The 12,965-nt window shown below is 65.2% G+C and carries 11 protein-coding genes; 2 read left to right on the forward strand and 9 right to left on the reverse strand.

The genetic code is table 11. From position 1 onward, the window contains the following. Nucleotides 1-5 precede the first annotated feature (5 nt). Nucleotides 6-632: an FMN-dependent NADH-azoreductase gene (locus G6P99_RS40165; protein WP_029082745.1), complete on the forward strand. Its 627-nt coding sequence runs from the start codon at nt 6-8 to the stop codon at nt 630-632. A gap of 992 nt (nt 633-1,624) precedes the next feature. Here G6P99_RS40165 and G6P99_RS40170 read toward each other — a convergent pair. The 3 genes from G6P99_RS40170 to G6P99_RS40180 all read right to left on the reverse strand — a co-directional run bounded on the left by G6P99_RS40170 (nt 1,625) and on the right by G6P99_RS40180 (nt 4,378). After that, a complete protein-coding gene (locus G6P99_RS40170; RefSeq protein WP_029082744.1) occupies nt 1,625-3,001 on the reverse strand; it encodes a sensor histidine kinase in 1,377 nt (458 codons plus the stop codon). Next, complete coding sequence (locus G6P99_RS40175; protein WP_029082743.1) at nt 2,988-3,680, reverse strand: response regulator transcription factor; 693 nt, start codon at nt 3,678-3,680, stop codon at nt 2,988-2,990. The genes G6P99_RS40170 and G6P99_RS40175 overlap by 14 nt, the downstream gene beginning before the upstream one ends. Nucleotides 3,681-3,844: 164 nt before the next feature. Continuing rightward, a complete protein-coding gene (locus G6P99_RS40180) occupies nt 3,845-4,378 on the reverse strand; it encodes a hypothetical protein (RefSeq protein WP_029082742.1) in 534 nt (177 codons plus the stop codon). Between the two features lie 473 nt (nt 4,379-4,851). Here G6P99_RS40180 and G6P99_RS40185 point away from each other — a divergent pair, with 473 nt between their 5' ends. Beyond that, a complete protein-coding gene (locus G6P99_RS40185) occupies nt 4,852-5,262 on the forward strand; it encodes a DUF1127 domain-containing protein (RefSeq protein ID WP_029082741.1) in 411 nt (136 codons plus the stop codon). Between the two features lie 116 nt (nt 5,263-5,378). On the opposite strand, the gene G6P99_RS40190 is transcribed toward G6P99_RS40185, so the two are convergent. From G6P99_RS40190 to G6P99_RS40215, 6 genes are all read right to left on the reverse strand, one after another. Further along, the gene (locus tag G6P99_RS40190; RefSeq protein ID WP_029082740.1) at nt 5,379-7,718 is read right to left on the reverse strand and encodes a Tex family protein; all 2,340 of its coding nucleotides are present in this window, start codon (nt 7,716-7,718) and stop codon (nt 5,379-5,381) included. A 110-nt stretch (nt 7,719-7,828) separates the two neighbouring features. Then, nucleotides 7,829-8,683: an amidohydrolase family protein gene (locus G6P99_RS40195; protein ID WP_029082739.1), complete on the reverse strand. Its 855-nt coding sequence runs from the start codon at nt 8,681-8,683 to the stop codon at nt 7,829-7,831. Next, the gene (locus G6P99_RS40200; protein ID WP_165126094.1) at nt 8,680-9,729 is read right to left on the reverse strand and encodes an aldo/keto reductase; all 1,050 of its coding nucleotides are present in this window, start codon (nt 9,727-9,729) and stop codon (nt 8,680-8,682) included. The genes G6P99_RS40195 and G6P99_RS40200 overlap by 4 nt, the downstream gene beginning before the upstream one ends. Before the next feature lie 163 nt (nt 9,730-9,892). Further along, on the reverse strand, nt 9,893-10,114 hold the full coding sequence (locus G6P99_RS40205) for a hypothetical protein (protein ID WP_165123010.1): 222 nt from the start codon (nt 10,112-10,114) through the stop codon (nt 9,893-9,895). Between the two features lie 142 nt (nt 10,115-10,256). After that, nucleotides 10,257-11,375 (reverse strand): branched-chain amino acid ABC transporter substrate-binding protein, encoded by a 1,119-nt coding sequence (locus tag G6P99_RS40210; RefSeq protein ID WP_029082737.1) that lies wholly within the window; start codon nt 11,373-11,375, stop codon nt 10,257-10,259. Nucleotides 11,376-11,812: 437 nt separating this feature from the next. Next, nucleotides 11,813-12,787, reverse strand: a complete 975-nt coding sequence (locus G6P99_RS40215) for an AraC family transcriptional regulator (RefSeq protein WP_029082736.1) — start codon at nt 12,785-12,787, stop codon at nt 11,813-11,815. Nucleotides 12,788-12,965 lie beyond the last annotated feature (178 nt).

Raw genomic sequence — 12,965 nt, forward strand, 5'->3', positions numbered from 1 at the left:
GCGCGGTGCCAAAACTGCTGCACCTCGCCTGCTCTCCTCGCGCCGATTCGGAATCGGCTGATGGTGCGCGCGTCTTTCTCGACCATTTCAGCCAGGCGCGGCCGGACTGGGAGATCGACGCGATGAACCTCTGGCGCGAGCCGCTGCCGGAGTTCGAGGGTTATCTGCTCGAGGCCAAATACGCCCGGATCGGCGGCAAGAGCTTCACCAATTCGCAGCACGACGCCTTCGCCGTCGCCGAGCGCCTCGCGCTGCGGCTGTCGCTGGCCGATCGCGTGCTGATCTCGACCCCGATGTGGAATTTCGGCGTTCCCTACAAGCTCAAGCAATGGCTCGACGTCATCATCCAGCCCGGGCTGACCTTCCGCTTCGATCCGGCGTTAGGTTATCTGCCGCTGCTCAAGGACCGGCCGACCATCGTGATCATCGCCAGCGGCAGCGACTTCGTCACCGGCATGAACCGCGGCCGCATCGACATGGCGACGCCCTATCTGCGCGAGGCGCTGCGCTTCATCGGCGTCAGTGACGTGCGCTTCGTGCCGATCGGCCCGACCACCGGACCCACCGAGCCGATCCGCGTGGCCCGTGAGGCCGCGCACCGCAGACCCGCGGAGATGGCGGGGCGGTTTTGATCAACGAGACCGATCGCACCGTCAATCCGACGAATGCGGCAATGACGCCGGCGTGATTATCCGATTCACTATCAAGCATCGCGGTGTCATCACCCGCGAAAGCGGGTGATCCAGTACTCCAGAGACGCCGGGGCTTGAGCCGAGAGGCCGCGGCGTACGGGATCGCCCGGTCGAGCCGGGCGATTACAGATGTGGTGGGGACGCGCCTTCGCGTTCTCGCGACATGATCCGCCCGAGCTTTGCTCTTCGTTCCGCCCTCCTCGATCAGAGGGCGCAGGGAAAGCCGGGTGCCGATCGCACCCATGGGCCCCGAGCAAAAGGTAGAAAGCTCGGGGGTAGGACCACAGGTGTAACCGGAGCAGTCCGGCTTTCCCTGCGCGATGGGTTACGGCTTATTTCGTGCTCTCCCCGGCGAGACTTGGCTTTTTTGTCACCGCCTTCGCAAGACGCAATTGCGTCTCGCAAGGGGACACCAGCCACTAGGGCGTCAGGACCACACGACTTCACCGTCCGCCTTGTGTGCACTCGTCTCTCGCACGCTCGGCGTCCACCGCATCCCACACCTCGTTCGTGACGACCGCGAAGCGCCCCTCGATCGGGCGGGACGAACAATTCATACACTGAGTTGTATTTCTGATAAAGCGAAATATTTTGCTGCGGGGGCTTGCGCCGTCGGGCAACTCAGTGATTGCCGCGTCAGGGAGGCACCGGCGGAAGGGTTCCCTCCCCCCTTGCGGGGGAGGGTTAGGGAGAGGGGTGCCACACGGCGCGCGCTCTCCGAATCCGTCACGGCAACAAGCGAACAGGTTACGAAAGCGTTGCACTCATCGATCAGTTCGCCCGGGGCCACCCCTCTCCCCACCCTCTCCAGCCGCAAGTCGGGCCTGCCCGACTTGCGAAAATTTACAATGCGCAACCGGGGTAGACCCCGGTTGCGTGGAGAGGGAGCCTTGGGGGCGTGCTCACCTCACGTACGATACTCCGCACTCACCCTACGTTTCTGCAGCGGCAAAACACAGCCTGCACAACAATCCCGGTCCGTTGTCGCGCAATTCAATTCGCGCGCCGTGCAGGCTGGCGACCGCCGCGACCAGGCTGAGGCCGAGGCCGTTGCCCGGCGTGTAGCGGCTCTGTTCGAGCCGGTAGAAGCGCTTGAAGACGCGGTCGTGCTGGCCGGGTGGAATGCCGGGGCCGTCATCGGCCACCGCAATCACCGCGTCGCCCTCGTCGTTGTCGCAGGTCACGGTCACCCGCCCGCCGGGGCGGCCATGCTTGATGGCGTTGTCGACGAGATTGGCGATCGCGTCGAACAGCAAATCGCGGTCGCCGGTGACCAGCACCGCGGCATCGCCGGCAAGCTCGAGATGCGTGGTGACCTCCTCAGCCGCGGCATCGTAGAGTTCGACCACTTCGCCTGCGATCTCGACGAGATTGACGGTGCGGAAGGCGTCCTTGCGGGCCCGCGTCTCGATCTCGGAAATCCGCGTGATCGACGCGAACATTCCGAGCACCGCATCGAGATCTGCGATGGTGTTGCCGATCAGCGCTGCATCGCCCTCGCCGTTGCGCGGGGCGTGGTAGGCCTTTTCGAGCCGGCCGCGCATCCGGGTCAGCGGCGTGCGAAGGTCGTGGGCGATGTTCTCCCCGACCTGCTTGACGTCTCCCATCAGGGTCTGGATCCGATCCAGCATCAGATTGAGATTTTCGGCGACGCGATCCCATTCGTCGTGGCTGCCATGCAGCGGGATGCGCTGGTCGAGCCCGGAGAGCATGATGGCGCGGCTGGTCGCATTGATCGACTCGATCCGGCCGACCGTTCGCCGCGTCACCCCGATGCTGGCGACGGCTGCAAGCACGATGATGAGTAGGACAACGGCGATGCCGGCGGCCCTGATCTGGGCCATGAAGCCGTCGAGATCACCGATGTCGCGGCCGACCAGCAGGCGATCGCCGTTTGGCAAGGTTTCCGTCACGGCTCGCACCAGCGTGGTTCCCGCAGCGAGCGACGGCGGCGGCGGCGCGCGAAATTCCACCCATCCCCGCTGCGCAGTGCCTTCGGGCCATTGGCTGAGATTTCCGGCGAGCACCGCCGAGCCGGGACCGGCCAGCAGGTAGACGTGATCGGCAAAACCCTTGTCCGCTATCCGCTGTGCGATCAACGCGGCCAGGCCGTCGCGGCCGGATCGCACATAGGCATCGTGCAGGCTGGCCCGTTCGACGGTGATGGCGCGATCGGCCCGATCGCGCGCATAGGACAGCGTCGACCAGTAGACATAGGCAAAGATCGCCGAGACGATCAGGCCGAACGCGCCGATCGCGATCAGCGCCAGGCGGAAGGTCGACGACTTGAGGGTTTTAGCCAGGAGCACGGAGGCAGTACCCGATGCCGCGGATCGTGTGAATCAGCGGATAGGCTTGCTGATCGTCGACCTTGCGGCGCACCCGTCCGACATAGACGTCGATGATGTTGGTCGAGGGATCGAAGTGAAGGTCCCAGACATGCTGCAGCAGCATCGCGCGCGACACCACGCGGCCTTCGTTGCGCACGAGATATTCGAGCAGCTGGAATTCCTTCGGCAGCAGCGGAATCTTGCGGCCGCGCCGGCTCGCCGTCCGCGCGATCAGATCGACCGCGAGGTCGCCGACCCGCAGGATGGTCTCCTTGGCAACGGTCTCGCTGCGGCGGCCCAGCGCCTCCAGCCGCGCCAGCAACTCGACAAAGGAGAACGGCTTGACCAGATAGTCGTCGCCGCCGGCGCGCAAGCCCCGCACGCGGTCGTCGACCTCGCCCAGCGCGCTGATGATCAGGAACGGCACCGCGATGCCGTCGTCGCGCATCTGGCGCATCACCGTGATGCCATCGATGTCTGGCAGCATGCGATCGATCGTGATCACGGCATAGTCGCGCGCCGCACCCTGGCTCAGCGCTTCGCGGCCGTTCGCCGCCAGGTCGACATCGTAGCCGCTGGTGGTGAGCTCCTCGACGAGCTGACCGGCGGTCTCAGGATCGTCCTCGACGACGAGAATGCGGCGGTGTGCTCCGGTCATTATCTTGAACTCCGAGTTGTCTTGAACTCCGAGTCTTCTTGAACTCTTGGAGTTCTCAACTCTCCGGGCGCCCGCCCCGCGACGGCCGCCGCCAGACTATCCCATTCCGGGGCTGGATGGAACGCCTGGCGACGACCGCGACAACGGTGCGGTTGGTTGGGCGATCACCAATAGTCCCCGCACACATTGACCCATTGCAATCCGTACGGCGTCCACGACCTGCGCCAGCAGCCATCGTAATAGCCGCCGGCGTAAACGTAGGGCGCGCCGAAGACCGCGAAGCGATGGAAGCGGTGGTGGCGGAAGCCGCCATGATGGAAGAAGCGCGCGCCGTGGACTCCGGCGCCGGCAAATCGCGGGCCGATTGCGGGCGCACCGACGAAGCGGGGGCCACCAACGCGCCCGCCGGCAAAATGCCCGCCGCCGCCCATCGCGGCGAACGCCGCGCCGCTGCTACCACGCATACCGCCGCCGAAACCACCGCCACGCATTCCGCCCATTCCGCCGCCATGCATGCCGCCGCCCATGGCGCCAGTAAAGCCACCGCCATGCCCGCCACCGAAGCCACCGCCGTGACCACCGCCGCCACCGCCATGTCCACCGCCACCACCGCCGCCTCTGGCGAAGGCTACGGGTGCAAGCGCAACGCTGGCAGCGAGCGTCGCCGCCGTGAGAAACGTGAACAGCCTGTTCTTCATCAAATCCTCCCTGATTGGGACCGCGGCGAACCTCTCGTCGCCGCAAGCAGAGGACGCTCAGAAGACGCAAGCCGATGCCCGACTTCAACTGACAAATGCGCCAGATTCTGACGCCGGATTTAGGATTTGGCGCGCGAGCTCTGTGCGCAAGGCGACCTTCAAGTGTCCGAATCAAACCACCAGACGATCTCGGAGCCTGGGCAGACTTCGCGTCACGTCACGAGCGCTCGCCTTGAGGATACGCGCCGCACCGGCACACCCCTTGATCATGCGCGATCTCCGTGGTAACTGGGCTTCATGATCAACGTCGTGCGCATCGCGAACCGCAAAAACATGACCCACTCTCGCTGGGCCGTGGAAGGAGTCGTGCGCTAGGAATTCGACGACGCGATCTTTTCACCAGGCCCCGCCGGCATCGGACGGGGCCTTTTGTTTGGCCATGCTCCCTGCCGGCACAACAGCAGGAGCATCCGATGCCACCCCAACAGACGAACCTCAGCCCCTCGACCGGGCGCGATGCCGCAGGGCTGCGCCTCGACCCCGCCATCGCACTGGTGAAAGGCACCACCGGCGATGCCTTGGCCGAGGCATGCCCCGATGCCTCCATCGCAGCGCTAAGAGACGCTTTCTCGGAAAAGGAAGCGGCTGGACCACCAGTCGCATCGATGCAGTGCCTCCTGGGTTTGCTCCAGGGATATTGGCGCGCCTTCCGAAATTGGCGCCAACGCGCGAGGTCGCGAGCCAGTTTGCGCGACCTCAGCGACAGGGAGCTGAGGGATATCGGCCTGACACAAGGTGACATCGACTGCATCGTTGCCGGCCGAGCCATTGAAAGGCTCAGAGAAGGCACGACGTATCTATGGCTGTCTCGTGGTGTGATGTAACTGATGGCAAGTCACCACCAGCTCTGCACATTGAGCGGCTAGCCGCCGGGCGGATCAACGAAGCGTGATCCGCCCCTTTTCTATCGCCGTGACGTGGCGGATGACGCCAACGCGGCTCAGGTCGGCTTGCCGCGCCCGCTCTTCTCGGCGGCGCGGCGCAGCGCTTCGGCGAGCGCGCCGCCGCCGGACTGCTCGGCCGGCTTGCGCGGAGCCGCCGACGTCATCTTGGCCGAGCCGCGCGAAAAATCGCGGGACGGTCCTGCATTGTCCTTCTTCGGTCCGATCTCGTCGTCGAGCCGCAGCGTCAGCGCGATGCGCTTGCGCGCGACCTCGACGTCCAGGACCTTGACCTTGACGATGTCGCCGGGCTTCACCACCTCGCGCGGGTCCTTGATGAAGGTCTTCGACATCGCCGAGATGTGCACCAGCCCGTCCTGGTGCACGCCGATGTCGACGAAGGCGCCGAAGGCCGCGACGTTGGTCACGGTGCCTTCGAGGATCATGCCCTTCTTGAGGTCCTTGACCTCCTCGACGCCTTCCTTGAACACCGCCGCCTTGAACGCCGGGCGCGGGTCGCGGCCGGGCTTTTCCAGTTCGCGCAGAATGTCGGTGACGGTCGGCAGACCAAACGTGTCGTCGACGAAGGATTGCGGCCTGAGCCCACGCATCATGTCGGCGTTGCCGATCAGCGCCTTGATGTCGCTCTTGGTCGCCTCAAGGATGCGGCGTACCACCGGATAGGCTTCCGGATGCACGCCGGAGGAATCGAGCGGGTCCTCGCCATTGCTGATGCGCAGGAAGCCCGCGCACTGCTCGAATGCCTTCGGCCCGAGCCGCGGCACGTCCTTCAGCGCCTTGCGCGACTTGAACGGACCGTTGGCGTCGCGGTGCTGCACGATGCTTTGCGCCAGCCCCGCGCCGATGCCCGACACCCGCGAGAGCAACGGCACCGAGGCGGTGTTGGCATCGACGCCGACCGCGTTCACGCAGTCTTCCACCACGGCATCGAGCGAGCGCGCGAGCTTGGCTTCGCCGAGATCGTGCTGGTACTGGCCGACACCGATCGCCTTCGGATCGATCTTGACCAGTTCGGCCAGCGGATCCTGCAGCCGCCGCGCGATCGAGACCGCGCCGCGAATGGTGACGTCGAGATCGGGCAATTCGTTCGAGGCGAAGGCAGAGGCCGAATAGACCGATGCGCCAGCCTCGGAGACCACGATCTTGGTCATCTTGCGCTCGGGCAGCCGCTTCACGAGCTCTGTGGCAAGCTTGTCGGTCTCGCGCGAGGCGGTGCCGTTGCCGATCGCGATCAGCTCGACGCCGTGCTCGATCGCGAGCTTGCCGAGAATGGCGAGCGCCTCGTCCCAGCGCCGCTGCGGCTCGTGCGGAAAGATCGCCGTATGCGCCACTACCTTGCCGGTCGCATCGATCACCGCGACCTTGACGCCGGTGCGATAGCCGGGGTCGAGCCCCATGGTGGCGCGCGCGCCAGCCGGTGCCGCGAGCAGCAGATCGCGCAAATTCGAGGCGAACACGCGCACCGCCTCGGTTTCGGCTGCGGCCCACAGCCGCATCCGCAGATCGATGTTGAGATGGATCTGGATCTTGGTGCGCCAAGCCCAGCGCACCGTCTCCGTCAACCACTTGTCGCCCTTGCGGCCTTGGTTGGAGACCGCGAAGCGGTTCATGATCTTCAGCTCATAGATGCCGGGCACGCCGACCGCCGGCGCCTCGGCTTCCGGCTTGATCGCGAGGTCGAGGATCTCCTCCTTCTCGCCGCGGAACAGCGCCAGGATACGGTGCGACGGCAGTTTCGGCAGCGGCTCGGAGAAATCGAAATAGTCCTTGAACTTCTCGCCCTCGGTCTTTTTGCCGGTGCGGACGGTCGAAGCCATGATGCCGTTCGACCACATCTCCTCGCGCAACGCGCCGATCAGATCGGCGTCCTCGGCGAAGCGCTCGACCAGGATGGCGCGCGCGCCGTCCAGCGCGGCGGCGACGTCGGCGACCTGCTTCTCGGCATCGACGAAGGGAGAAGCGGCCTCGTTGGGATCGTTTTGCGGCTGCGTCAGCAGGAGATCGGCGAGCGGCTCGAGCCCGGCCTCCTTGGCGATCTCGGCCTTGGTGCGGCGCTTCGGCTTGTACGGCAGATAGATGTCTTCCAGACGGCCCTTGCTGTCGGCGGCCATGATCTGGGCTTCGAGTGCGGCGTCGAGCTTGCCCTGCTCGCGGATCGAGTTAAGCACCGCGGTGCGGCGCTCCTCGAGCTCGCGCAGATAGGTCAGCCGCTCTTCCAGCGTGCGCAGCTGCGTGTCATCGAGCGCGCCGGTAAGCTCCTTGCGGTATCGCGCGATGAACGGCACCGTGGCGCCGCCGTCGAGCAGCGTCACCGCCGCCTCGACCTGCTCGTCGCGAACCCCCAGCTCCTGCGCAATCTGATGATGAATCTTTGCCACGCTCGTCTCTCTGAATCGTCACGCCACTGATGGCGCGGACGCCGCTTATGAACTATCCCGGAATGATTCATCAAGGCGCGCTGTGGATCAAATTTGGCACCTCGCGCAATCTATTTCCAGGATGTGCGCCGCCCACGGCTTGACAAATAGACCCGCGCCGCATTGCCGCCGAAAATCGCAGCTCTTGCCTCACTTGACAAATCAGCCAGCAGGCTCTCGGCAGCAGCGAACCAGCGCGCATAGCCGCCGGCGAGATTGACGACCGGCCAGTCGCTGCCCCACAGCATGCGCTGCGGCCCGAAACATGCGAGCGCATGGTCCACGGCCTCGCGGAGATCGGCGACCTGCCAGTTCGGCGCCGCCTCGGTCGCGAGGCCCGACAGCTTGCAGACGACGTTGGCGCGCGCCGCAAGGCTCGCGATATCGTCCTTCCAGGCCGCGATGTCGCCGGTTGCGAGATTTGGCTTGCCGAAATGATCGAGCACGAATTGCAGGTCCGGATGGCGATCGACCACCTGGACGAGCCTTGGCAGATGGCGCGGCAGCACCAGCGCGTCGAACACCAAGCCGTACTGCGCCATGGCCTCGAGCGGCGCGGCCAGTTCCGGCCGCAGCAGCCAGTCGTCATCGGCGATGTCCTGCACCATTGGCCGCAGGCCGACCAGCAGCTCGCGCCCGGCAATCGCATCGATCCGCGTCGCCGCGTCGTCGGCATCGAAGTCGATCCAGCCCACCACGCCCCGCACCAGATCGGAGCCTTTGGCAACGTCGAGCATAAACGCAGTTTCAGCCTCGGTCGGCGCGGCCTGCACCAGGATGGTGCCATCGATCCCGGCTGCGGCGAGATGCGGCATCAGATCTGATAGCCCGAAGTCGCGGTAAATCGGTCCGCGTTCGGGTGTCAGCCAGCCGTAATCGGCGCGTGCCAGGGTCCAGACATGATGATGGGCGTCGATCCGGATCATGTCGGCACCGGCGCATTCGGATCGAGCAACCTCTCGGCTTTCAAGTCACGCCACAACGCGGCCGGGACGGAGGCCGACAGCGCGGCGACATTGCGCTCGACCTCCTGCGGTGTCTGCGCGCCGAGCACGAGGCTCGCGACCGCCGGATGACCCAGCGCGAAATGCAGCGCGGCGGTCGCCAGCGCAACGCCGTGGACGCGGCAGACGCGCTCGATTGCGGCGACCTTCTGCAGCACGTCGGGTGGCGCGTCCTTGTAATTATACTTGGCGCCGGCAACCGCGCCGGTCGCCAGGATGCCGGAGTTGAACACGCCGCCGAGCATCATGCCGATGCCCTGCTTCTCCGCCAGCGGCAGGAACTCGGCGAGCGCCGGCTGCTCCAGCAGCGAGTAGCGGCCGGCGAGCAGCATGGTGTCGAACGTACCCGCCTTGGCGAAGCGCACGCACATCTCGGCCTCGTTGACGCCGATCCCGATGCCCTTGACCACGCGCTCGGCGCGCAATTTGTCGAGCGCGACATAGGCGCCTTCCATCGCCTCGCGAAACCGCACCTCGATCGCGTCAGCGCCATGGGTCCAGACGTCGACGTCATGGATCAAGAGCAGGTCGATGCGATCGGTCCCAAGCCGCAGCAACGATTGCTCGACCGAGCGCATCGTGCCGTCATAGGAATAATCGACCACCGCGCGATGCGGCTGGCCGCCGGCGAAATTCGAGCCGTCGCCGCGGCCGTGGAACGGGTCCATCCAGCGTCCGACCTTGGTGCAGACGACGACGTCGTCACGCGCCACCCGGCGCAGCGCGGTGCCGCAGCGATGCTCGGCGAGGCCATGCCCATACAGCGGCGAGGAATCCAGCAAATTGACGCCGAGCGCAAACGCCCGCCCCGCCGCTGCGATCGCGGTCGTGTCATCGAGCCGCGCAAAGAGATCGCCGAGCGGCGCGGTGCCGAAACCGAGGATGGAGACCTCGAGCCCGGTGCGGCCGAGCCTGCGGCGCGGCAGTGCTGACGCAGGGGCCGTATGTGAGGATTGAGGTTGGTTCATCGCGAGGGCTCCCTGCAGTCTTCTTGCTTGCAGGCAGACTAGCCCTGCGGCCGTGCTGAACACAAGCCGACGCGCATGGCGACTGGCACGCGGACAATGCGCAGCCGATCCGACAATCCAGGGTTCCGATCAGCGGAGAGGCCGACGATTGTGGCGCCCTTCGCTACGCGTCGGAAAGCACCTGCTGCGCGACATTGTCGACCACGACGGGGCTCTCGAAATAGGTGACCGTCGGATCGGCGCCATATTTCTCGCGGGCGCGGGCGCGCCACGACGTCGGTACGTCGGTTGCTTTTGCGGGATCAGCTCGACGCGTCGGTGCTCGGATTCTTGGGTTCTTGGCGCGGCCGTCATCGGTGGCGTTGCTGCCGATCGGCGCGAGCAAGTCGGTGCATTCCGGCCGGGCATCACAGCGCCAACACCCCGGGGCTGGCAGAGGTTGGTGAGTTGGCGCTGTGAGCCGGCGCAGCCGGACAGGCTCTGCCGCGACATCGGTCAGGGAGGAGTGCCGATGTCGCGGCTTGCGATCATCGACCAGCCGCCAGTTCGGCGTAGTTACCGTCCTTGTCGCGGCGGTACACGACATAGTCGATCAGCGTAATGTCACCCTTCGGCGTGTAGCTGATGTTGCCGAGCACGGTGTCCCAGCTTCCCGCCTTGATGGTCGTGGCGACCTTCTTGGCGTCCGTGGTCTGGGCGCGCGCCACGGCCTGGCTCCAGATCTGGAACGCGGCATAGCTGTAGAGGGTGTAACCGTCGGGATCGATGCCCTTGTCCTTGAACTTCTTCAGGGTCGCGGCCGCGGTCAGCTTCTTGCGCGGATCGGGCGAGAAGGTGAACAGCGAGCCCTCGGCAAGCGGACCCGCGATCGCCGCGAACTGCTTGTCGACCAGGGCGTCGCCGCCCATCAGCACGGCATTGACGCCCTGCTCGCGCATCTGGCGCAGGATCAATGCGGCCTCCGCGTAGTACCCGCCGACATAGACGAAATCGATTCCCTCCTTCTTGAAGCGGGACACCAGCGCGGCAAAGTCCTTGTCGCCCTTGGTGTAGGCCTCATAGAGCTTTTCCTTCACGCCCGCGGCGTTGATGGCGTTGCGCGTCTCGTCGGCCAGGCCTTTGCCGTAAGTCGTCTTGTCGTGGATGATCGCGACGTTCTTGGTCTTGTAGTTCTTGATGATATAGGCGGCCGCGACCATGCCTTGCTGGTCATCCCGGCCGCAGACGCGGAACGTGTTCCACAACCCGCGCTCGGTGAACAGCGGGTTGGTCGAGCCGGGCGTGATCTCCAGCACGTTGCCCTCGGCATAGGCATCCGACGCGGGGATCGAGGTCGACGAGCAGAAGTGCCCAACGACGAACGGAATCTTCGCGCCTGCCATCTTCTCGGCAACCGACACCGCCTGCTTCGGATCGCAGGCGTCATCGCCGACCTCCAGCTTCAGCTTCTTGCCGAGCACACCGCCCGCCGCATTGATATCGGCAATGGCGAGATCAGCGCCGTTCTTGAACTGCTGGCCGAAGCTCGCCTCCGAACCGGTCATCGGGCCGACCACAGCAACACTGATATCCTGCGCCATGGCCGTGCCGGACAAAGCCAGGCTCGCGCCGAGCGCAAGAAAATATCCTCGAAGTGCAAACTTCATCACATTCTCCTCGATGGTCTTAAGTCGCCTCAATGCATCGCACTCGACGAATCTTGCCGGCTGCGACGATCACCGGGGGCTGCCTTTTAGGCGCGAGATGGTTGGCAGGCTCGGACTGGGGCGACGGGGGATTGGACATATGCGACATCCCGCAACAATGTGAAAACACGTTGCCGTGCATTGCTGCTAAAATCATCTGCGCAGCTGACGCGAGCGAACGCGATCTTGTGTGCGCGACAGCACACAGCCAATGCATCGGCGGTATCGCGCGGCACCGCGACAACGCAGCGCCTGCGATCCTGCGTGCTGGCGGGATAGGCGGTCATCGCGACTGCCGCGACGACAGCATCAACGAACTCCATCCGTTGAGCCGCGAGGTATGCTTATCTCAAATGCGACGGCACCGTCGTCTGGCCCTCGGGACCGGAGACACTCGGTCAGGACCGCCGCGGTACCGCGCGGATGTCCGACGGCGTCGCGCCGTAGTGCCGGCGGAAGGTGCGATTGAAGTAGGAGAGATCGCCGAACTCGACCTCAAAGGCAATCGTGCCGATGGTGCTGCTGCTGTGGCGCGGATCGGTCAGCAAATGATGCGCGCGCGCCAGGCGCTGGCCGAGCACGAATTCCGAGAATGTCGAACCGGCGCTTTCAAACATCCGCTGGATATGACGCGGCGTCAGCTTCAGCCGGGCAGCCACCGCGGACAGGCTGAGGTCGCCGTAGCTCAGATTGTCACTGATGTCGGCCTTGACCGCGGTGAGCCGCGCGACCGCAAGCCCGCCGTCTTCCGCGGCCACCGCCGCATCCCGGTTCGCGCCGATGATCAACGCGCCGAGATCCATCAGGTGCCTGACGACGGCGCCGCGCAACTCGGGGGTCGCAAGCTGGTAGCTGTCGTTGAGCTCCCTGATGTAGAGCGCAAGCAGCCGTATCGCTTCCGTGTTGGCCGACAGCGGACGGATCAGCATGTCTTCGGGATCGTGAACCAGCGATGCGAGGGCCTTGCGCGGCAGCCTGAGACCGACGAAGCGGCTTGGCGACACCGGGACCACCATGTTGCCGGCTTCGGCGCTCGACTGCAGCACGGCCTGCCCCGGGCCGAGCTCGATGCTGCGGCCGCGCTGCGAGGCGCGCGTGTTGCCGCTGGTGATGATCGTCAGCACCAGATCGTCATTGCCATCGAGCAGTTCGCGGGGACGCGCGATCTTGAGATTGCTGCACGCCCAGGATCCGATGCCGAGCCCGGGCAGTTCGCGCACATTGGCCTCGGCATGGAATGCGCCGTCGTCGAGCGGCTCAGGATCGAGCTTCACGATCATCCGCCCGATCTGTTCGCGGAAGATCAGCAGCCGGTCGCGCTCGCCGAAATGCGCGGTCGAGAACCGGAACTCGGTGATATCCGGCGACGGCATCGTCTTCGGCGCATCCTCTTGGCGGCGGGAGGTCGCCGGTCATATACGGCTGATTTGTGGCTGCGTACACCGAGTCATGGGGGCCATGCGGCCGTGCGCGAACGTGAACCTTTCGGAGGATTCAGCGAAGGCTCATTCTGACAAGTGTCAAGCATCGCCGCATAAGCTTTGCAAATAT

The sequence above is a fragment of the Bradyrhizobium sp. 6(2017) genome (assembly GCF_011058295.2).
Classification (GTDB): Bacteria; Pseudomonadota; Alphaproteobacteria; order Rhizobiales; family Xanthobacteraceae; genus Bradyrhizobium; species Bradyrhizobium septentrionale.

Coding starts and splice junctions, on each gene's coding strand:
- G6P99_RS40175 (WP_029082743.1), bottom strand. CDS start 3,680: ATGACCGGAGCACACCGCCGCATTCTCGTCGTCGAGGACGATCCTGAG.
- G6P99_RS40180 (WP_029082742.1), bottom strand. CDS start 4,378: ATGAAGAACAGGCTGTTCACGTTTCTCACGGCGGCGACGCTCGCTGCC.
- G6P99_RS40185 (WP_029082741.1), top strand. CDS start 4,852: ATGCCACCCCAACAGACGAACCTCAGCCCCTCGACCGGGCGCGATGCC.
- G6P99_RS40195 (WP_029082739.1), bottom strand. CDS start 8,683: ATGATCCGGATCGACGCCCATCATCATGTCTGGACCCTGGCACGCGCC.
- G6P99_RS40200 (WP_165126094.1), bottom strand. CDS start 9,729: ATGAACCAACCTCAATCCTCACATACGGCCCCTGCGTCAGCACTGCCG.
- G6P99_RS40210 (WP_029082737.1), bottom strand. CDS start 11,375: ATGAAGTTTGCACTTCGAGGATATTTTCTTGCGCTCGGCGCGAGCCTG.
- G6P99_RS40215 (WP_029082736.1), bottom strand. CDS start 12,787: ATGCCGTCGCCGGATATCACCGAGTTCCGGTTCTCGACCGCGCATTTC.